Source organism: Corynebacterium vitaeruminis, from assembly GCF_001054325.1.
Taxonomy (GTDB): domain Bacteria; phylum Actinomycetota; class Actinomycetes; order Mycobacteriales; family Mycobacteriaceae; genus Corynebacterium; species Corynebacterium vitaeruminis_A.
On record NZ_JVVM01000006.1, the window covers coordinates 110,405 to 130,453 of the forward strand.

Annotated in this window: 17 protein-coding genes; 10 read left to right on the forward strand and 7 right to left on the reverse strand. The window is 58.0% G+C overall.

Translation table 11 applies throughout. From position 1 onward, the window contains the following. Nucleotides 1–32: 32 nt before the first annotated feature. The 4 genes from ADA16_RS01685 to acnA form a co-directional block, all read right to left on the reverse strand. The gene (locus ADA16_RS01685; protein ID WP_082150627.1) at nucleotides 33–779 is read right to left on the reverse strand and encodes a glutamine amidotransferase; all 747 of its coding nucleotides are present in this window, start codon (nucleotides 777–779) and stop codon (nucleotides 33–35) included. 42 nt (nucleotides 780–821) lie between these two features. Next, nucleotides 822–1,571 (reverse strand): glutamine amidotransferase-related protein, encoded by a 750-nt coding sequence (locus ADA16_RS01690; protein ID WP_048758580.1) that lies wholly within the window; start codon nucleotides 1,569–1,571, stop codon nucleotides 822–824. Nucleotides 1,572–1,712: 141 nt separating this feature from the next. Further along, complete coding sequence (locus tag ADA16_RS01695) at nucleotides 1,713–2,279, reverse strand: TetR/AcrR family transcriptional regulator (protein WP_048758581.1); 567 nt, start codon at nucleotides 2,277–2,279, stop codon at nucleotides 1,713–1,715. A gap of 222 nt (nucleotides 2,280–2,501) precedes the next feature. Continuing rightward, entirely contained in the window at nucleotides 2,502–5,288 is a 2,787-nt protein-coding gene (gene acnA, locus ADA16_RS01700; protein ID WP_204369610.1) for an aconitate hydratase AcnA, read from the reverse strand. Nucleotides 5,289–5,654: 366 nt separating this feature from the next. Here acnA and ADA16_RS01705 point away from each other — a divergent pair, with 366 nt between their 5' ends. The 6 genes from ADA16_RS01705 (at nucleotide 5,655) to ADA16_RS01730 (ending at nucleotide 12,611) form a co-directional block, all read left to right on the forward strand. Then, nucleotides 5,655–6,164 (forward strand): DUF6676 family protein, encoded by a 510-nt coding sequence (locus tag ADA16_RS01705; protein ID WP_048758583.1) that lies wholly within the window; start codon nucleotides 5,655–5,657, stop codon nucleotides 6,162–6,164. Between the two features lie 625 nt (nucleotides 6,165–6,789). After that, nucleotides 6,790–8,391, forward strand: a complete 1,602-nt coding sequence (locus tag ADA16_RS01710; protein WP_048758584.1) for a DIP1281 family NlpC/P60 protein — start codon at nucleotides 6,790–6,792, stop codon at nucleotides 8,389–8,391. A 54-nt stretch (nucleotides 8,392–8,445) separates the two neighbouring features. Beyond that, nucleotides 8,446–9,450, forward strand: coding sequence for an AAA family ATPase (locus tag ADA16_RS01715; protein WP_048758585.1), 1,005 nt, complete (start codon nucleotides 8,446–8,448; stop codon nucleotides 9,448–9,450). Beyond that, nucleotides 9,450–10,298 carry a DUF58 domain-containing protein gene (locus ADA16_RS01720; RefSeq protein WP_048758586.1) on the forward strand — a complete coding sequence of 283 codons (849 nt, stop codon included), beginning with the start codon at nucleotides 9,450–9,452 and terminating at the stop codon, nucleotides 10,296–10,298. The genes ADA16_RS01715 and ADA16_RS01720 overlap by 1 nt, the downstream gene beginning before the upstream one ends. Before the next feature lie 143 nt (nucleotides 10,299–10,441). Beyond that, nucleotides 10,442–11,434: a VWA domain-containing protein gene (locus tag ADA16_RS01725; protein WP_048758587.1), complete on the forward strand. Its 993-nt coding sequence runs from the start codon at nucleotides 10,442–10,444 to the stop codon at nucleotides 11,432–11,434. A 118-nt stretch (nucleotides 11,435–11,552) separates the two neighbouring features. Further along, nucleotides 11,553–12,611, forward strand: a complete 1,059-nt coding sequence (locus ADA16_RS01730; protein ID WP_048758589.1) for a ferrochelatase — start codon at nucleotides 11,553–11,555, stop codon at nucleotides 12,609–12,611. A gap of 49 nt (nucleotides 12,612–12,660) precedes the next feature. On the opposite strand, the gene ADA16_RS01735 is transcribed toward ADA16_RS01730, so the two are convergent. Continuing rightward, nucleotides 12,661–13,518 carry a hypothetical protein gene (locus ADA16_RS01735; RefSeq protein ID WP_048758591.1) on the reverse strand — a complete coding sequence of 286 codons (858 nt, stop codon included), beginning with the start codon at nucleotides 13,516–13,518 and terminating at the stop codon, nucleotides 12,661–12,663. A gap of 65 nt (nucleotides 13,519–13,583) precedes the next feature. Between ADA16_RS01735 and ADA16_RS01740 the strand changes: the two genes are divergently transcribed. From ADA16_RS01740 to ADA16_RS01750, 3 genes are all read left to right on the forward strand, one after another. Continuing rightward, nucleotides 13,584–14,438 carry a DUF3097 domain-containing protein gene (locus ADA16_RS01740; protein ID WP_048758592.1) on the forward strand — a complete coding sequence of 285 codons (855 nt, stop codon included), beginning with the start codon at nucleotides 13,584–13,586 and terminating at the stop codon, nucleotides 14,436–14,438. A gap of 60 nt (nucleotides 14,439–14,498) precedes the next feature. Beyond that, nucleotides 14,499–14,936 carry an NfeD family protein gene (locus ADA16_RS01745; protein ID WP_065421316.1) on the forward strand — a complete coding sequence of 146 codons (438 nt, stop codon included), beginning with the start codon at nucleotides 14,499–14,501 and terminating at the stop codon, nucleotides 14,934–14,936. A 92-nt stretch (nucleotides 14,937–15,028) separates the two neighbouring features. Then, nucleotides 15,029–16,420 (forward strand): SPFH domain-containing protein, encoded by a 1,392-nt coding sequence (locus tag ADA16_RS01750; RefSeq protein ID WP_048758596.1) that lies wholly within the window; start codon nucleotides 15,029–15,031, stop codon nucleotides 16,418–16,420. 4 nt (nucleotides 16,421–16,424) lie between these two features. On the opposite strand, the gene ADA16_RS01755 is transcribed toward ADA16_RS01750, so the two are convergent. Both ADA16_RS01755 and ADA16_RS01760 read right to left on the reverse strand, forming a co-directional pair. Then, entirely contained in the window at nucleotides 16,425–16,997 is a 573-nt protein-coding gene (locus ADA16_RS01755) for a hypothetical protein (protein ID WP_048758598.1), read from the reverse strand. Between the two features lie 95 nt (nucleotides 16,998–17,092). After that, nucleotides 17,093–17,764: a TVP38/TMEM64 family protein gene (locus tag ADA16_RS01760; RefSeq protein ID WP_053084284.1), complete on the reverse strand. Its 672-nt coding sequence runs from the start codon at nucleotides 17,762–17,764 to the stop codon at nucleotides 17,093–17,095. Between the two features lie 386 nt (nucleotides 17,765–18,150). On the opposite strand from ADA16_RS01760, the gene ADA16_RS01765 reads away from it, so the two are divergent. Next, on the forward strand, nucleotides 18,151–20,043 hold the full coding sequence (locus ADA16_RS01765) for a methylmalonyl-CoA mutase family protein (RefSeq protein ID WP_048758602.1): 1,893 nt from the start codon (nucleotides 18,151–18,153) through the stop codon (nucleotides 20,041–20,043). The last annotated feature ends 6 nt before the right edge of the window (nucleotides 20,044–20,049 follow it).

The window sequence follows — 20,049 nt, forward strand, 5'->3', positions numbered from 1 at the left end:
CCTCTTTGTTTATTGCCACTAAATAAAGTTAATTAGTCTCTACGCGCGACATGAAGCCGGGCAAAATTCTGGAGAATACGTCCACTTCGACCGACATCCAACTGGCGCGCGGCAGACACCGCCTCCAGGTCTGTTCCTGGTAGATAATAACCTTGATTCGCATAAATCTGTAGACGCTGTGCAAACGTGTTGGCATCTAATTCCGGATGAAACTGCGTCGCATATGCATTGCGGCCCAGCCGAAACATCTGCACCGGGCAGTTCTTTCCGGTTGCTAGTAGCGTAGCGTCGCCGGGGAGCTCTTCAATGGCTTCCTTATGGCCTACAATGGCGTGAAAGTTCGTCGGCAAGCCTTCTAGAATTGGATCCGATTCGCCGTCCGGGGTTGCAGCAACTTCAATTACAGCTGCTTGCTCACCATGCTTGCGGGAGACTCGGCCATGTCCAGCGGTACCGAGCAGCCCGACGCCATAACAAGCTCCGAAGAAAGGGAAATCTCGCTCGAGCACTTCGGCCAGCAAATCATCGAACCAGGCTTCGACCTCCTTCTGCAGATAACCCTTTTCTTCATCGGAGGCGTTAAAGGGGCCTCCGCCAACGATTACGCCCGAGTAATTGTCGAGGTTCAGGGTGACCGGGCGTGACTGCTCTAGGCGAATTTGATGCAGCTTTGCCGGAGCTAGTCCACATGTCCTGGCAAATGAGAGATGCTCAGCGTGCGCTGCGGGATCTTCACCACGTGTGGAAAGCAAGAGGAAGGGCTTGGCGGAAGTAGACATTGCGGGAAAGGTTTCGTGGAAGGGAATCTGAGGGGAGGGAGGCTACTGCACCATTAGCATGCTTGGGTTGGCTGCATGTGTGCAGACGTGCATAAAACGCGGAATAATCGATGCGACGGCCTGGAGGTCGACATCGGATACGATCGCCCTAATCGCCTCGACTTCTTCCGGATCAAAGTAACCGACATCGGTGTAGAAAGACATTCTGCGCAATAGTCCGTTGGCATTCATCTCCGGATGAAACTGGGTAACCCAGTTATTCGATCCGATTGAGTACATCTGCACCGGACAGGTTGGGCCTGAGGCAAGCAGGGTTGCGTGCTTAGGAAGTTCCGCAACGGATTCCTTGTGACCAGTCAACGCGTAGAAAAACGGAGGTAAGACCGAAGCCACCGGATCCTGAGCAGCGGCTGCGGTGAGCTCCACACGGGTGGGACCTGCTATTTCTCCGTAACGCAGGTTAACCAAGCCCCCGGAGGTAAAGGCCGTGTAGCTAGCGCCGTAGCAAATGAGCAGTGCGGGGACTGGACTCCGGAGTACGTCGTAAAGCACGTCGTGCGAATACTTCTGCAGGTCCGAGTGCTCAAGGTCAGTGACGTTAAAAGGGCTGCCGCCGACGAATACACCGTCATAGGAGGTCAGCTCGGGCAATTTAGCGCCGACAGCGTCGATGGTAAATAAATCCAGCTGGCTGGGTGCAAGCCCGGTGGAATCCAGAAAGTCCTGGTACTCGGCTTGACCCGCACCATCGGCGGGGCGGAGCGCCACCAACAAAAACTTACCCACACTCATAAATAGACAGCTTAGTTCATACAGAGCGGAATCTTTGCATCGGCACCGGTCAAACGGGGTAAATGCCGCCATAAAACCGAAACCCGCTCCCGTATTAGGGGAGCGGGTAGGACGGAGCGTTATCAAAGCCAGCCTGAACGGCTAGTCCTTGCGCCGTAAGCTGTCTTCAACTAAATCAAGCACGGAATCCAATTCGTCGACAGTGCGACCAGATGCCAGACGAACGATGATGCCATCGAGCATCAACTCGAGATAAAGCTGCATCGTGCGAACCGAAAAGTCCGAGCGTAGGGAGCCGGATGAGGCAGTCTGGGTTAATCGGTTAGCGACAGCGTCATCCAATTGATCCTGATGGCCCAGCCATTGGTCCTTAAACTCCGGATCGCTGCGAAGACGACGGGCAATCTCGAGGCGAGTCCCCAGCCAGCCATGCTTTTCTGGGTTCGCCACGATATCACGCATGACCTCCACTAATCCCGAAGACTCCGCGACTTCCGCCATATTTGCGGCATCCTCTTCGGCCAAAGCCAAGAACAGACCTTCTTTGGATCCAAAGTGATGGAAAATGGCGCCGCGAGACTTTCCGGTAGCGGCTTCCAAGCGGGAGACGGTTGCGCCGTCGTAGCCAAATTCTGCGAAGCACTGCCGAGCGCCGTCGAGAATCTCGTGCCGTCGTTGAGCTAAATCCTGATTACTCACTTTTGGCATAAGGAAACTCTTTTCTTGCCGGCGACGCCCAGGGGCATATTTCACTGCATGACATGGCAACGCTATTTCTTTGCTTTCTTTGCTTCCCAGGCCTGGCCTCATCCTGGCTCAGGGTAGAGAAGCCTGAGGCCGGCAGGGCGCTAGCCCGCGGGCTAGCGCGACCTACCGGCCTCTAGAAGCGCTGCTTGCAATAAGCCCTAGCACGCACGAGTCAAAGGGAGATTAGTTGCCCTTGATCATGTTGCGCAGGACGAACTGCAGAATACCGCCGTGGCGGTAGTAGTCAGCCTCACCAGGGGTATCGATGCGGACAACAGCGTCGAAGTCGAAGGACTCGCCGTTTTCCTTGGTAACAGTGACCTTGACGTTCTTCGGGATGGAGCCGTTGTTGAGCTCCTCCAGACCGGCAATGTCGAAGGTCTCAGTGCCATCGATGCCCAGGGACTTCCAAGACTCACCCTCCGGGAACTGCAGCGGGACAACGCCCATACCGATGAGGTTCGAGCGGTGAATACGCTCAAAGGACTCAGCGATGACAGCCTTGACGCCCAGCAGCAGGGTACCCTTAGCGGCCCAGTCACGGGAGGAACCGGTGCCGTATTCCTTACCACCAACAACGACCAGCGGAGTGCCAGCCTCCTTGTAGTTCATGGCAGCGTCGTAGATGAATGCCTGCGGACCACCCTCCTGGGTGAAGTCGCGAGTGTAACCACCGGTGACGCCGTCAAGCAGCTGGTTCTGCAGACGGATGTTAGCGAAGGTACCGCGAACCATGACCTCGTGGTTACCACGACGGGAACCCAGGGAGTTGTAGTCCTTGCGCTCAACGCCCATGGAGTCGAGGTACTGAGCAGCCGGGGTGCCCGGCTTAATGGAGGATGCCGGGGAAATGTGGTCGGTGGTCACCGAGTCACCCAGAGCTGCGAGGACGCGAGCACCCTTGATGTCGGAAACCGGTGCCGGCTCCATTTCCATCTCATCAAAGTACGGTGCCTTGCGGATGTAGGAAGACTTGTCGTCCCAAGCGAAGGTCTTACCCTCCGGGGTCGGCAGGTTCTGCCAGCGCTCGTCACCAGCAAAGACGTCCTTGTAGTCCTCGTCGTAGAGCTCGGAGGAGATGGAAGCCTCGATGGTGGCCTCAATCTCTTCAGTGGACGGCCAAATATCACGCAGGAAGATGTCGTTGCCCTCTGCGTCCTGACCCAGAGCGTCGGTCTCGAAGTCGAAGTCCATGGTACCGGCAATAGCGTAAGCGATAACCAGGATCGGGGAGGCCAGGTAGTTCATCTTCACGTCAGGGGAGATGCGGCCTTCGAAGTTACGGTTACCGGACAGAACTGCGGTAGCAGCCAGGTCGGCCTCGTTGATGGCGGAGGAAATCTCAGCCGGCAGCGGACCGGAGTTACCGATACAAGTTGCACAACCGAAGCCGGACAGGTAGAAGCCCAGAGCCTCGAGGTCCTTCCACAGGTCAGCGCGCTTGAAGTAGCCGTTGACAACCTGGGAACCCGGAGCACAAATGGTCTTGACCCACGGCTTTGCATGCAGGCCCTTCTCGACAGCCTTACGTGCCAACAGACCAGCGCCAACCATGACCGACGGGTTGGAGGTGTTGGTACAAGAGGTGATGGAAGCGATAGCGACCATACCGTGGTCGAGCGTGTACTCGCCGCCCTTCGGGGAAGTGACGGTAATTGGGGAGCTCGGGCGACCTTCAGCGCTGTCAGCAGCGGACTCGCCGTGACCCTCGCGGGACTCGTTGTAGTCTGCAGCCAGCTCGGAAGTCGGTGCGGAAGCCTTGACAGCGCCCTTAATCTCGCCGTCGGAGTAGTTGTGCAGGTCCTTACGGAACTGTTCCTTGGCGGAAGCCAGCTCGATGCGGTCCTGCGGACGCTTTGGACCAGCGATGGACGGAACGACGGTGGACAGGTCCAGCTCGAGGTACTCGGAGTACTCGGCCTCCGGAGTGTTCTCGTCCAGCCACATGCCCTGAGCCTTGGCGTAAGCCTCGACGCGCTCCAGGGTCTCCTTGTCACGACCAGTCAGGGCCAGGTACTTGACAGTCTCATCGTCAATCGGGAAGATTGCGGCGGTGGAGCCGAACTCCGGCGACATGTTACCGATAGTTGCACGGTTAGCCAGCGGCAGCTTGGAGACACCAGCGCCGTAGAACTCAACGAACTTGCCGACGACGCCGTGCTGGCGCAGCATGTCGGTGACGGTGAGCACAACGTCGGTTGCGGTAACGCCCGGCTGAATGTCGCCAGTCAGCTTGAAGCCAACGACGCGCGGGATAAGCATGGAAATCGGCTGGCCGAGCATTGCGGCCTCAGCCTCAATGCCACCAACGCCCCAGCCCAGGATGCCCAGACCGTTCTGCATGGTGGTGTGAGAGTCAGTACCAACACAGGTGTCCGGGTATGCCAGGCCGTTGTTCTCGAAGACAACGCGGGCCAGGTACTCGATGTTGACCTGGTGGACAATGCCAGTTCCCGGAGGAACAACGCGGAAGTTGGAGAATGCGCCAGTGCCCCAACGGAGGAACTTGTAGCGCTCATCGTTGCGCTGGTACTCAATCTCGACGTTCTTAGCCAGAGCGTCTTCACTACCGAAGGCCTCGATGATGACGGAGTGGTCAATGACCATCTCAGCCGGGTTCAGCGGGTTGACCTGATCCGGGTCGCCGCCGAGAGTCTTAACAGCCTCACGCATGGTAGCCAGGTCAACGACACAGGCGACACCAGTGAAGTCCTGCATAATAACGCGAGCAGGGGTGAACTGAATCTCGATCGACGGATCAGCGGAAGGAACCCAGTTGGCGACAGCCTGGATGTGCTCCTCAGTGATGTTGGCGCCATCTTCGTTACGCAGCAGGTTCTCACCGAGAACCTTCAACGAGTAAGGCAGCTTCTCCATACCCGGCACAGCATCGAGAGCGAAGTAGTCGTAGGACTTGTCTCCGACCTCAAGCTTGCGCAGGGCGTTGAAAGAGTTCTTGCTTTCAGCCACAGTCAGCTCCATTTCTATTCGGGTGAATTGTCGCCTTCACTAGAGAGCCGGCACTCGAATTTCGGCACTCCACAAGGCACAGGTGCGATCACGCCGCCCCTTATCAACCAATTAAAGCAATAATCACGACGCGGGGCACACAAGCCCACGCACACGTTTTTAAGGAAGCGTTACCGTCCTTAAGTCAACAATAACAGTACGAACGTTCTGTATGTAGATTGTCCGCGGCGCGCCGAGACAAGCTACCCCCGTTCACGCCCAAAACAGGCCATTATAGATGGGACAAACGAAGCAGAATCTCCGCCAAATTGGGGCGCGTGGAAATCATTTTCACGCAAAGTGGGAGCACGATACGGAAGGCCATTAATGAATACGCCAGCAAATTCACAAGCAGCTAAAGAAACCGTCGACAAAGTGGTGTCCCAGCTACGCACCGACAACATCGTGACAACTAACCCGAAGCTGCGAGAAGCGGTCCAGCCAATCGTCGATGATGCCGCAAATCGGGGGGTACCGAATTTCAATATCATCTACCTAGATAGCGAAAATATTTACCCCGTCGGCAAACAAGAGGACACCGACATCTTTTCCTTTGCCCGACAAGTAGCAGACCAGGTCGGTGGAACCACCGTCGTGCGGACCCCAGGCAATGTAGCCACTGCATCCGAGGATTTCCCGCGCGCCGCTATTACGCGCGCCGACTACGCCATGATGGACACCCCACGGGATTATCCAGCCGGCCTTGACTCCTACCTACACGAGCTCACTAGCTACACGGTTCCATGGACCATCTACAGCCTCATCGCCGGAGCCATTATCGTCGCACTTTTCGTAGGGCTGACACTCCACTGGATTCGCACGCGCCCTACTACCTAAGGCCCCGCTTTACGACGGCCCCTGCAACCTGCCACCTAACCGAACGCAACCACCTCTCAGTTTTCGTGCCCACAGAAGAGATGGCATCACTGCCCCAGAAACTGATAGCAGCGGAGTAATTAGCCCCTATCTGAATTAGATATCGCTATTGCAGTCGACGCAGTTGTGTCAACACTTTCATGAAGGTCAAGCTTCCACGCTTGACCTTTTTTATGTCCATTATCCAAGACGGGAGACTCGAGAACTCTGGCACGCCGGCGTGTCGCCTAATAGTGACATAATTCACATTGAAAATCGAGGGTCTCCATAACTGCAGGCCACGGCATATAACGAAACGATTACAAAGTGAGGGGCAGTTGGTAATTTTGTTACTTATGTTTTTTTAGAGCTTTTTGACCCGTAAAGTGCTCCGTGATGCCAATAGTGGACTCAAGCGTCCAGTATTGACCAAAGAAATCCCGCGGGAGCGCCGCTGTTGTTTTTGGTTCTTGTTTCGGTTCGTCGTTTTGCGGAGTTCCGCCCGAGACTGGAGGACAACAAAGGGAAGATATCCAACGATGGGGAAGTCGCTGGTATCTAATCCAAGGCGTTAACGCACCCATAGGAGAAATGTAGGAGTAACGCGGTGCCGAGTAATCGTAAAGTCCGTGCATCATATTGGACTCGTCCAATTGCCGGTATTATCACGGCGGGTCTTCTGGCGACGAACACTCAAGTCGCAGTTGCACAACCTCTAAATCCGAGCGATGCCCAGATCCGCCAAGCGCGCGAGGCTGCCTCTAATGCTGAGTCATACTTACAGTCTCTGGTAGCCGAGGTGACTTCCAGTGAGCGTCGAGTAGCTGACCTCGAGCTACGCATGGGCACGCTCCGCGAGGATGTCAACAAGGCAATGGTGGATCTCGAAAACGCCCGGGCTGCTGCCGACCGTGCTCGTGTCGCCGTCGACGAGGCACGCACCCACCTCGACCGCTCCCGCGCTGAACTGGCTAGCGCCCAAAAGCAGTTCAATGAACTCGCACGCACCATCATGCGCCAGGGCCGCTCCAACGGCTCCATCCTCGAGGGCGCTCGAGATGCATCTGAGGCTATTAACCGCCTCTCTGCCTTGCGTCGCGAAGCTGATCGTCAAGAACAGACCGTTGACTCTCTCGATAAGAATCGAACCGAGGCTGCGAACCAGGAGTCCACGCTGCGTAAGAAGAGCGACGAGGCTCAGCAGGCGGAAGCCACCGCAAACCAGCGCAACACCGATGCACAGAACGCTTACTCTGAGGCGAATCAGGAGCTTCAAAAGGAGCAGGCTGATTACCAGCAGGCTCAGATTGACCGCGATGCAGCAAAGGCTTCTCTGGAGGCAGCCCGTAACGCGGTCAACGAGCTGAACTCGCAGCGACAGGATTATGAGAACGAGCAGGCTCGCAAGGAAGCGGAAGACGCCGCTGCCAAGAAGGCCGCTGAGGAAGCAGCAGCGAAGACGCGTGCTGAGGCTAAGACGAACCAGGACGAAGAGGATTCCTCATCTGATTCCGCAGATGAAAGCTCAAGCTCCACGGGTTCTACAGGCTCTACGGGTTCGACCGGTTCTACCGGCTCCACGGGTTCTACGGGTTCTACCGGCTCTACGGGTTCGACCGGTTCTACCGGCTCCACGGGCTCGACTGGCTCGACCGAATCTACGGATTCCACCGAGTCCACCGAGTCCTCGGAATCGTCTAGCACCGACAGCTCGTCGTCAAGCGGCACTCCAGCACAGACTGCAGCGCCGACGAATCCAGAAACCGGTCAGAGCACCTCGGGTTCTTCCAACCAGAAGGTTGAGACTGTCATCGCACGCGCGATGGGCCAGCTCGGTGTCCCATACGCATGGGGTGGTGGCAACGCCAACGGTCCGACCAAGGGCATCCGCGACGGCGGAGTGGCTGACGCCCACGGCGACTACAACAAGGTTGGTTTCGACTGCTCGGGTCTGACTCTGTACGCGTACGCGGCTGTCGGCATTAACTTGCCTCACTACACCGGCTACCAGTACCAGCGCGGAAAGCACTACCCAGTATCCCAGATGAAGCGTGGTGACCTGCTGTTCTGGGGTCCAAATGGCCATGGTCACGTCGCTATCTACCTGGGTGATGGCAAGATGATTGAGGCACCACAGTCCGGTTCTGTGGTTAAGATCTCGCCAGTCCGTTATAACGGAATGACACCGAACGTTGTCCGCCTCGTCTAGTTTCTAACGACGTGTTCTACAGGTCGGGCAACCGACCTAACGAAGGGGTTCTCTGTGACCTACCCAACGCCCACTGACCACACCGACCTTGAGCGCGCATACGCGGAGCTGGGAAAGGTCGTGGTCGGCCAGGAGCACCTGATTAAGCAGCTCTTTATCGCGATGCTCGCGGGTGGTCACGTCCTGCTCGAAGGTGTGCCGGGTGTAGCGAAGACTTTGGCAGTGTCTACTTTTGCCAAGGTGATGGGCGGGTCCTATTCCCGCATTCAGTTCACCCCGGATTTGGTGCCGTCGGATATTGTCGGCACGCGGATTTTCCGCCAAGACACCTCGGAGTTCATCGTCGAGCCCGGCCCGGTTATGTCAAATATCGTGCTTGCCGATGAAGTCAACCGCGCACCGGCCAAGGTGCAATCGGCACTGCTGGAGGTCATGGCAGAGCACCAGGTGTCTATCGCCGGTGTGTCCTCGCCCGTGCCAGAACCGTTTTTGGTGCTAGCCACTCAAAACCCAATTGAAAACCAGGGCGTCTACCCACTGCCGGAGGCCCAGCGGGACCGTTTTCTATTCAAGGTTCTCGTGGGTTACCCCACTCCGGCGGAAGAGCGGGAGATTGTCTACCGCATGGGAGCGACCCCGCCAGTCGCGCAGCAGATTCTCACCCCTGAGAGCGTCCGGGAACTGCAGCGCGCTACCCGCGAAGTCTTTGTCCACCACTCGTTGATTGACTACATCGTGGCCGTCATTGAACTCACCCGTAATCCCATGCGGGCAGAGCTGAAGGATGTCGACCGCTGGCTGTCTTATGGTGCATCGCCGCGTGCCACGCTCGGCGCCGTCGCTGCGGCTCGCGCCCACGCCCTGTTTTCCGGTCGCGACTATGTCGTGCCTGACGATGTGGTCTCCGTGCTTCCCGACGTGCTGCGTCATCGCCTAGTCCTGTCCTATGAGGGTCTCGCTGATGGCATCACACCCGAACGGATCATTGACATCGTGCTTTCTCGTGTGCGCCTTCCCCAGGGCGCAACCACTGGTTCTGCTGAGGGCACCGCCTCCTAATGTCAGCTCGTGAAGACGATCTTGCACGCGTTCTGGCGTACTTAGAACTCACCGTCACTCGAAAGCTCAACGGGCTTTTGCGCGGTAGTTTTCTCTCCACCGCTACTGGGGATGGCTCTGAGCCGGTTGGCTCGCGCGAATACGTCATCGGCGATGATGTTCGCCAGATGAACTGGGCAGTGACAGCCCGTACCGGCGTGCCCCACGTGCGCACCGCTGAGGCCGAGCGCGAGCTGGAGTGCTGGATTGTCGCCGAACCCGCCGCACGTCTGTCCACGGGATTGGCCGATACCACCAAACGACATCTACTCACCGCTGCTGCTGGCGCAATAACGATGCTTAACGACGCCCCGGGGTCCCGAACCGGATTGATTGCCGGTGGCGCTCCGGTGGCTGCTGGCCAGGGCCGCGCCCACAGCTTGATGTTACTCAAGCAGTTGTCTGACACGACTGCTGAGCACAACCTCGCAGCGGATATTGACACTGTAATGACTCAGGCTCCGCGCGCTGGGCTGTTAGTTGTTATCTCGGATTTCCTTGGATCACTCGATTGGGCACGCCCGCTGCGCGTTGCCTCGGCCTCTACGGAGATTATGGCCATCCGTCTGGTCGATCCAGCCGATGAGGCTCTGCCCGGCGATGGCCCCGTGGTCATGGCGGATTCAGCAACAGGTGAGACCATTGAGCTCAACATCAACGACAAGACCCGCGCCGAGTATGCAGCTCAGGCTAGTGCCCACCACGAGCGCGTAGCCAATGAACTGCGCAAATGCCGTGCTCGCGTTATTACCTTGCGTACGGATTCCGATTGGGTGCTGGATTTTGCTCGACAAATTGGCCAACATTAGCGTCTGAGTAACCGCTTGTTAGTGCTAGTTTTTAGGCCACTGGCAAATCAGCTCGGATAAGCCGGCTTCTGATTAATCAGTTATGCCCGCTGTTTTTGTACGCGACTGTTTAGGCGACTGGATGTGAGGATACTGATACCGCGATGACGTTCCTAAACTCAACTTTTGCGCACCCCGGCTGGCTGCTCGCACTCGTTTTGCCTCTTGTGGCAGCCGTGGCCTATTGGGTCAGCACTAAGCAGCGAAAGCAGCGTGCCATTGCCTTTGGAAACTTCACAATCGTTGGGTCACTGGGGAATAAGTCGTCGGCTCGCATGCGCCATGTCGTGGCTATCAGTACGCTGTTGTCCCTAGTTCTGGTCATCATTTCATTGGCCGGCCCGATTTCGGAGACCAAAGTCGCCCGCAACCGTGCGACGGTCATGTTGGTGGTAGACGTTTCGCTTTCCATGTCGGCGACAGATGTTGCGCCCGACCGCATCACTGCAGCTAAAGATGCCGGCCAAGAGTTTGTGGAGAACCTTCCCGACGACCTCAATATCGGCCTAGTGACGTTCTCTGGCCGCGCTCGCACAGCCGTCAGCCCGACAACCAACCATGACACAGTCAATCGAGCCCTCCAGGCGGCTGAATTGGATCAGGCGACTGCTACCGGTGATGCTATCGCCGCCGCGCTCGATGCCATTAATCAGTTCAGCGACTCGGTCCAAGGCGGGGGAGAAGGCGCTCCGCCAGCGACAATCGTGCTGCTTTCCGACGGTAAGCAGACCGTCCCGCAAGAGCTTGACGATCCACGTGGTGCCTACACGGCCGCCGCCGAAGCCGCTAAGGCCGGGGTACCGGTCAACACGATTTCCTTCGGCACCGCGCAGGGCGCAATTACGGTTCAGGGCGAATTAATTCCAGTGCCTAACGACGACGATTCGCTGCGAGAAATTGCTCGTCGAACTAAGGGTGAGTTCTTCAGCGCGGGTTCCCTCGAGCAACTCCGGGATGCATATGGCTCGCTGGAGGATGACATCGGCTATGAACTCAAGCGGGCCGAGAACCCGAGGCCTTTCCTCATCGCGGCGTTCGCAATGCTGCTGGTGACTGTGAGCTCACTGTTAGTAACCAATCGTCGAATTCCGCAGTAGGGCCGGGGTTAGGGGGCCGTCGTAAAGCGATCGATATGGAACCCGGTTGGCTGGAGACCACGGGCGTTGAGCGACCGTCTTATGGTGTCCTCAGGCTGCGCTACTAACATGATTGCCTATGTCTTCCGATAATTTTGACGCTATTTTGCTGTTGTCTTTCGGCGGTCCCGAGAAGATGGCCGATGTGCGTCCCTTCCTGGAGAATGTCACGCGCGGCCGCGGAATTCCGCCGGAGAGGTTGGATGAAGTCGGTGCTCACTATGCGCACTTCGGCGGTAAGTCCCCGCTCAACGACTTAAACCGCGAGATTGTCGCCAACCTCGAGGCCGAGCTTGCTCGCCGTGGCTATGACTTGCCCGTTTATTTCGGCAACCGAAATTGGCATCCGATGGCTGAAGACACTGCGGCGAAGATGGCTGACAACGGCGTCAAGCGAGCGCTCGTCTTCGCCACCAGCGCCTGGGGCGGCTACTCCGGTTGTCGCCAGTATCACGAAGACATTGCCCGGGTGCGCGAGTATCTGGGCGACCGCGCTTTTGACATGGAGAAAATCCGCAGCTTCTACGATCACCCGCTCTTTATCGAGGCCTATGCAGATGCCGTGCGCGACGCATTTGCCAAGCTGCCGGATGACCGCCGTGACGAGGCTCGGCTCATTTTCACCGCTCACTCTATTCCGGTATCGGCAGACAAGGCGTCGGGGCCAGTAGAGCTTGGCGGAAACCTTTACTCTCGCCAGGTCAATGAAGCGGCACAGCTCGTCGCTGACGCTGTGGGGGTCAGCGACTTTGATGTCGTCTGGCAGTCTCGTTCCGGCCCGGAACACGTGCCGTGGTTGGAGCCTGACATTGTCGACCATGTTGAGGCTGAGGTTGCGCGCGGGCTCCGCTCCGCCGTCGTATGCCCAGTCGGTTTCATCTCCGACCATGTCGAGGTCGCCTGGGATTTGGATGCTGAACTGCAGGATGAGATGGCTAATCACGACATCGTCATCGAGCGAGTCGACACGCCTGGACCGACGGCTGCTTTCACTGACATGATTGTTGAGCTCATTGAGGAACGCATCGCAGACGCCGAACCGCGCCGCCTGGGAAGTGAACCGCTGCTCGGCTCGGCCTGCAACGGCGCGCCCTGTGCCACTTCCTGTTGCATGCCGACAAAGCGCCGCCCGCACTAGATTCCTCTGGCTTCAGATGGGGAGCTGAGAGGGGCCGCTAGGGAAACTGCTAGCGCGTCCACTCCTGAATCGCGTATTCAACCGCACTCATCCGCGCCTGCCGAATCTTCCGCCACAGGGGGATGAGCTGCGCATCAAACGCGGAGCTGCCGTGCCCCGACTCGCTGCCCTGCGCCACCGCCAGAATCGACGACACACGGTCAGCTCGGGCCAGCACCCCCAGTGCACGGCGCGGCACATCATCCGGCACAAACGCCATGTCCAGGTGGTCGTCGAGCATGCCGACCATCAGTCGGGGATCTGCTTTCGGGGTGCCACTGCTTGACGACGTCAACGGTGAGCGCGGCATCCCCGCAATAGTTGCAGCCGCACCCCGTGCCGCATCCGCCAACTGCAGATCCGCCTCACCGGGGGAGAGATAGGCCGGCTCGGGGAGGTGGCCTTCCAGCGTGTACCAGTGCCACTGCGGCAACCCCGGCACCGGCGAAGTCACCGGTATGAGCACGTGGTTCCAACCCGGCTCTGCGTCCGCAATCACAATGGCTGAGCCCGCTGCACGTGCAGCCTCGGCGGCGTCGGTTCCCGCAGGCAATGCAGGTGCATCACCGGGCCCGGAAAGAATAAGGCGGACGAGGGGACGGTGGTCACTGTGCCAATCTCCCGATTCAGTGACTGCTCGAAGAAGGCGGAGCATGTCGCTTCTATCGAGGTCGGCATCGCAATCGATGACATTGGGGACCGTGGCGTCGGCAAGCACGAACGTCCCCGGAACTGACGTGGGTCCGCCGAGCGAATCAAGCGCGTCGATGAGATGATCGTAATTTTCCAAACCCGACAGCCACGCACCGAGCCAAAGGGCGATGTGCTGAGTCGGGCTCCAGACCTGGTCGAGAACACTGCGCTGCATAGTGCAGCTCATCCTAGTGCAGTGTGTCGCCGGTTCCGTAACCCATGCTGTTAATCTCAGTACCCATGAGCTTTCAAGATCCGTATCGCAATCAGGACGTGTTTGCCGGCGCGCGTGGCCACCGCCGTCGTATTCCGCAGCCGGCACGCGAGGTGACAGCAGAAAGTGGTGTTGTCGTCGAGGCGTCCTATGACGGATTCGTCGGTGCGATTATCGGGTTGGAGAAGACTTTCGACGGCTGGTGCGTCCGATTGGAGGATCGTCACGGCAAGTCTCGGCTGTTTCCCATGCACGAGCGCGGTTTTCTCATCGATGGCAAACCTGTGACTCTGGTGCGCCCGAAGGCACAGCCGAAGAAGCCCTCACAGGATCTGTCAGCATCTGGCTCGCGCAAGGTTCACAATGTCAAGGCTAAGGTTGCTCTGCCCAGTCGTATTTGGGTCGAGGGTATTCATGACGCGGCAATCGTAGAGAAGGTGTGGGGTCACGACCTGCGCGTTGAAGGCGTGGTCGTCGAGTATCTGGAGGGTCTGGACAATCTGCCTGAGCGTTTGGCCGAATTCGGTCCGGGACCGAAGCGCCGAGTTGGCGTCCTGGCTGACCACTTGGTGGAAGGCAGTAAAGAAAGCCGCATGACTCAACAGCTCGGTCCGCATGTGATGGTCACAGGCCACCCGTTTATCGACGTTTGGCAGGCGGTCAAGCCCTCATCGGTAGGCATCGAGGCGTGGCCAGAAGTTCCTTACGGGGAGGACTGGAAGACAGGAATCTGCCGTCGCTTGGGCTGGGGAGACGATCCCAAGGACGGCTGGCGACGTGTCTACGCGGGTGTACATACTTACCGCGATTTGGAATCTGACTTGATTGGTGCAGTTGAGCGCCTGGTCGACTTTGTAACTGAGCCGCATCTGCAGTACTAGCCCCAGAATTTTGATGCCGCATGACCAACACTTGCTCAACAAAGTAGGTAGGGTGAGGGCGTGATTCCTCTCCTTTGGCTCGGAGCAAGCCTCCTACTGGTTCTCGGTGAACTAGCGGTGGGAGATTTAGCACTGTTAATGCTTGGAGGTGGTGCGCTGGCAGCGTCCGGTGCGAGCCAGCTTGGAGCGCCACTTTGGCTGTCAGTGGTTATCTTCGCCGTTGTGTCCGCCGCACTTGTACTGACAGTGCGCCCAATGTTGCGCAAAAAGATGGCAAAACCGGACAAATCCGCTGAACTGGAGTCGCGTCCGGAGCTGCTAGCTGGCCGTCATGCTGAGGTCATTGAGCCAGTTTCCTCGTCTGCGGGTCTGATTAAGGTCAACGGCGAGTTGTGGAGCGCGCGCAGTCTACTGTCTGCGCAGACCTTTGATACGAAGGAAAGAGTCACGATTGTAGAGATTTCGGGCAATACCGCAGTAGTGGACAAGCTGCTCTGAGCAGTTAACTCACTTATTAGGGCGCTCGGAGCACTCTTAATTACCGACCATCAAATAACTGACCACACAGCTTTAGCTACGAGGGGAATCCTATGGAAGGCTTTATTATCCTCGTCGTTTTCATTCTCGTGGTTGTTGCCCTGGTTCTCAAAGCGATTGTCCTAGTTCCACAGGGCGAAGCGGCAATCGTAGAGCGCCTCGGACGATACACGCAGACACTGAACAGCGGCCTAAATTTCATCATCCCGATTATTGACCGTGTGCGCGAGAAGGTCGATACCCGTGAGCGTATGGTCACCTTCCCGCCACAGGCAGTGATTACGGAAGACAACCTGACTGTTGCTATCGACACCGTCGTGACTTTCCAGGTCAACGAGCCGGACCGGGCAATCTACGGTATCGATGACTACATCTTCGGTGTCGAACAGATCACCACCGCAACGCTTCGCGACGTCGTGGGCGGTCTGACGCTGGAAGAGACGCTGACTTCCCGCGACTACATCAACCGCCGTCTGCGCGGCGAGCTGGACGAAGCCACTGCAAAGTGGGGACTTCGTATTGCCCGCGTGGAGTTGAAGGCTATCGAGCCGCCACCGTCCATTCAGCAATCGATGGAAAAGCAGATGAAGGCCGACCGTGAAAAGCGCGCCATGATTCTGACTGCGGAAGGTACCCGCGAAGCCGACATTAAGACCGCTGAAGGCCGTAAGCAGGCACAGATTCTGGCCGCCGAAGGTAACAAGCACGCAGCTATCCTGGCTGCGGAAGCTGAACGACAGGCTACTATTCTCCGTGCAGAGGGTACTCGTGCTGCTACCTACCTCGAGGCGCAGGGTAATGCCCGTGCTATTCAGAAGGTCAACGCAGCTGTCAAGGCTTCCCAATTGACCCCTGAGGTCCTTGCCTGGCAGTACCTGGAGAAACTGCCGGAGTTGGCGAACAAGGACGGCAATACTGTCTGGATGATTCCATCACAGTTCGGCGACAGCCTCGAGAGCTTTGCCAAGGCCTTCGGCAAGAAGGACTCCGACGGCGTCTTCCGCTATGAGCCTCCTGCTGTAAGCCGGGAGACCAAGGAAGAGGCCGAGCAGGGACGCGACGAGAACTGGTTCGATATGTCTACCAACCCAGAGCTGGCCCGCGCAGTTGCGGCGGCAAACGAAGTCGCCAACCGTCCAGTTGATGATCCGGTAGCTGCAGCAGCTGGTACCCCGCCAGAAAGGAAGAAGAACCGCCGCGCTGAGTCGGCTCAGCCCGCACAGCCTGCACAGTTGGGTGGCCAGAACCGCCCGGCAGAAGTTGAACCTGCGGCACCGGCTGCGCCCGCCGCACCGGCAGCGCCGTCAGTGCCTTCCGGCAAACGTGACCTGTCCGCAGCTCCTAACACCGGTGATACCAATGTCAGCGGCGGCGCACACTCCACCGATCGTCCAGATTTTTCAGGATGGTCACGTGACCCTTACGGCCCAGGAAACGGGCAGTAAGTCGTTATAACTCATCAGCTCGCTGAAGTAGGTGGACGGCCAGATTCCATCCGGCCAGTTCCGCCTGCCAGCCAGCTGCGGCGAGGCGCTGATTGACAGCTTGCTTGGAAACTCCCAACTCTTCTGCAGCTTCTACCTGCGAATAGCCAGCTCGAACCAGGCCTGTTGCCTCGCGCCCCTCAGGGGATCTGCGGGAGATAACGTGATGCAGCAACGTGAAAGCTGCGTCAATATCCTCCGAGTAGTCCTTCCCACGCGGGTTATTAGAACGAATTCGAGTTTTTACGGTGCCGGCTCTGCCGCCCTTGCCAATAACTGAGCTCGATGCCAGATGCGCTTGTTCGACATCGTCATTTGGGCAAATGCCGATGCCGATTGCCCAGTCACCAGCTGCCAACAGTGCCAGCACTAGAGTGGTGACTCCCACTGCATTTTCGGGAGCTGCACGCAGTTCTTCAATGCCCGCAACTTCAACAGTTCCGACACCGGCCAGGCCAGAAAGTGCCTGCGCAGAGGCCTGAACGTGATCTGCCCTGCGGGTAGATCGACCACGATACCTGGCAAAGACTGAGTACATACGCACTAGTCTAGCCCCACCCCTTGACAGTTGGGATAGGACACGGCTCCTTGCTCGTTGAACTCACTGACTGCTCAACGCCAGCTCGCTGGAATTTAACGTTTTGAAGAAGCCGTCACAACGGGGAACTTTGCGTCCGCGATAAGTCCCAGTACACCAAGCAAGAGCAAAATTCCCGTGGCCACCGCAAAGCGCACGTCAAAACCGGCCAACAGAGCGTCGCCAAGCAAAACGACGGCGAGTGTATTCGGCGCCGAACCTACAGCGGTGGCGATGATGTAGGGCACAATGCGTATCGACGACAGCCCACAGGCGTAGTTGAGAAACGAGAACGGTACGCCAGCAATCATGCGCAGGCTGAGAACAGTGAGCCAGCCGCGTTGCTCCAACCGGTGGTCAAGGCTGATGAGACGGCGGCTGGTCAAGTGTGTACGGAACCAGTCGCGGCCCAGGAACCGCACTATACAGAGAGATAGAAGGGCAGACACCGTCGTCGCGGTAATTGCCAGCAGGAAACCGAGCACTGGCCCGAAGAGAATTCCGGAAGCCAAGGTGAATACAGTGCGAGGGATGGGAAACTGTGTCAGTGCAACGTATGCGAGAAAGTAGAGGAGCGGGAACCAGTCACCGGCATCGATGGACCACTGGCGGATGGTGGCGACAGTGGGCACATCGACGAACAGTGTGACGATAACCCCCACACCTACGGCTAACGCCAGCAGGACCTTTTTGACTGTAGGGGTAATTCGCACATCGGATACGTTCACCCATTTGAGGTTACCGGGGATTGTGGCGAGACGTGTGACCTGCGAATTGGAGGCTCTGCAGGGAGGGCGAGTCGTGGCTAAGGGCGTTTGCCTTTTATTTCACTAAGATGGGATTCAAGGTCACTATGCCTTGACTCGAGCACTTGACGTGCCCGTCAGCACAAAACCGAACGTAAGGGTACTGCACAAGTAGCTGAAAAGTTCAGTGCACGGACACTCGGGTGGGTCTTAGCGTCTGACTAGTGGCTCTTATTGACTATTGGAGGAAGCCAACGCCTTTAAATCCCTTTCTGCCGCAGAGAATTCGGAAATTGTCGCAGTCGAATTCCACTCGGTAGTGGATTGATTGGGTCGTTGCTTAGAACATGTAAGGGAGAAGGTCTGTCGTGACTGACCGAACGACCCCCGAATCACCTTCCACGCTGCCACCAAACTTCGAGGAATTGCAGAATTCCTGGTATCAGGGCGTGGCCAAGGTATTCGCGCGGGTGCACAAGCAAGACGTTGCAGATGTACCGCTCGATATTTGGAAACGACTGATTCAGACCACCTACGACGGTGTTGATGTCCGTCCGCTCTACACCCGCGCGGATGAGCATGCGGAAAGCCCAGCTCCGGGCCAGTTTCCATTCGTCCGTGGTGCAAAGGTCACTGCCGACAACACAAATGGCTGGGGCGTTCGCGAGACCTTTGGTCGCCAGTACCCGGGTGAAGATGACCTCGATCCGAAGGCCGTCAACGAGTCTCTGCTGACTGCCCTAGAAAACGGCACCACCGACATCCGCCTGGACTTCACCGGCTCCCTGGAACCGGCTGATGTACCGGCTCTGCTCAATAACGTCTACGTCGACCTGGCTCCGATTGCGGTACACGGCGGTAAGAAGACCACGCAGGTTGCAGAAGCTCTGGTGTCCTACATCGAGCAGGCAAATCCGGCTAACCCAGACAACGTCGCCGTCGAGCTTTCCGCAGCTCCGCTCACCTCTGCTTTCGCCGGTATTGACGATGTATCGCTCGACGAGGCCACACAGTTGGCTATCAAGGCGGCTAAGCAGCCGGGCGACGTTCGCACCCTGCTTGTCGACGGCGTTGTTTTCTCCAACCTGGGTGCAAACAACATCCAGGAGATTGGTTACAGTCTTGCCGTTGGTGTCGCTTACCTGCGGGCGCTGACCGAAGCGGGCTTGAGCGCTGAAGAAGCGCTCGGCCAGATTACCTTCCGCTTTGCAGCCACCGACGACCAGTTCGACACTATTGCGAAATTCCGCGCTGCTCGCGTTCTGTGGGCCCGCGTTGCAGAGGTTGTCGGTGCTCCTGAGGCGGGCCGTGCTCCGATGCACGCCGTGACCGCACCGGTCATGTTTAGCCAGCGCGATCCATGGGTCAATATGCTGCGCGTGACCGTCGCTTCCTTTGCCGCAGGCGTCGGCGGTGCTTCTTCGGTTGAGGTTTTGCCGTTCGACTACGCAGTTGTCGGCGGAATGCCGAACGTCTCCAAGACTTTCAAGGCTCGCATTGCGCGCAACACCAACCTGTTGCTGCTGGAAGAGTCCCACCTTGGTTACGTCGCTGACCCGGCAGGTGGCTCCTACTTCGTGGAGGACCTGACTGAGGAATTGGCCGACAAGGCATGGGAGATTTTCACCGCCACTGAGGCTGCTGGCGGTTTCGTCTCCGCGGAAGCCGATGTCCGCGCTGCCCTGGACGCTACCTGGGAAAAACGCCGCGCCGACATTGCTCACCGCCGCACCAAGGTCACCGCTATCAACGAGTTCCCGAACCTGGCTGAAGCCCCGCTAGCTCCTGAGGCTCGCCCGGAGGGTGACCCGATTCGCCGTTGGGCAAGCGACTTCGAGGCGCTGCGCAACCGCTCCGATGACTTCTTGGCCGCTAAGGGCAACCGTCCACTCATTGGCATGCTGCCGCTGGGTCCGCTGGCCAAGCACAACATCCGCACTGGTTTTACCTCCAACCTCCTGGCTTCCGGCGGTATCGTCGTCGCCAACCCCGGCCAGGTTGTGCCGGGTGAGGCTGGTTTCGACGAAGCTGTGAAGGCCTCTCCGATTGTCGTGCTGTGCGCAGCTGACAGCGAGTACGAGGCCTCCGGCCAGGAGGCTGTCAAGGCCGCCCGCGCCGCTGGCGCAAAGGAAGTCCTGGTGGCTGGCTCTGAGAAGAGTTTCGCCAATGCCGACGAGGACGCTCGCCCTGACGGATACCTGAACATGACCATCGATGCTGTCGCGGAGCTGTCCCGACTGCTGAACGAACTGGGAGCGTGAAGGAAG

Coding starts and splice junctions, on each gene's coding strand:
- ADA16_RS01695 (WP_048758581.1), bottom strand. CDS start 2,279: ATGCCAAAAGTGAGTAATCAGGATTTAGCTCAACGACGGCACGAGATT.
- ADA16_RS01740 (WP_048758592.1), top strand. CDS start 13,584: ATGAGCTTTCAAGATCCGTATCGCAATCAGGACGTGTTTGCCGGCGCG.
- ADA16_RS01750 (WP_048758596.1), top strand. CDS start 15,029: ATGGAAGGCTTTATTATCCTCGTCGTTTTCATTCTCGTGGTTGTTGCC.
- ADA16_RS01685 (WP_082150627.1), bottom strand. CDS start 779: ATGTCTACTTCCGCCAAGCCCTTCCTCTTGCTTTCCACACGTGGTGAA.
- ADA16_RS01690 (WP_048758580.1), bottom strand. CDS start 1,571: ATGAGTGTGGGTAAGTTTTTGTTGGTGGCGCTCCGCCCCGCCGATGGT.
- ADA16_RS01735 (WP_048758591.1), bottom strand. CDS start 13,518: ATGCAGCGCAGTGTTCTCGACCAGGTCTGGAGCCCGACTCAGCACATC.
- ADA16_RS01755 (WP_048758598.1), bottom strand. CDS start 16,997: ATGTACTCAGTCTTTGCCAGGTATCGTGGTCGATCTACCCGCAGGGCA.
- ADA16_RS01730 (WP_048758589.1), top strand. CDS start 11,553: ATGTCTTCCGATAATTTTGACGCTATTTTGCTGTTGTCTTTCGGCGGT.
- ADA16_RS01725 (WP_048758587.1), top strand. CDS start 10,442: ATGACGTTCCTAAACTCAACTTTTGCGCACCCCGGCTGGCTGCTCGCA.
- ADA16_RS01720 (WP_048758586.1), top strand. CDS start 9,450: ATGTCAGCTCGTGAAGACGATCTTGCACGCGTTCTGGCGTACTTAGAA.
- ADA16_RS01705 (WP_048758583.1), top strand. CDS start 5,655: ATGAATACGCCAGCAAATTCACAAGCAGCTAAAGAAACCGTCGACAAA.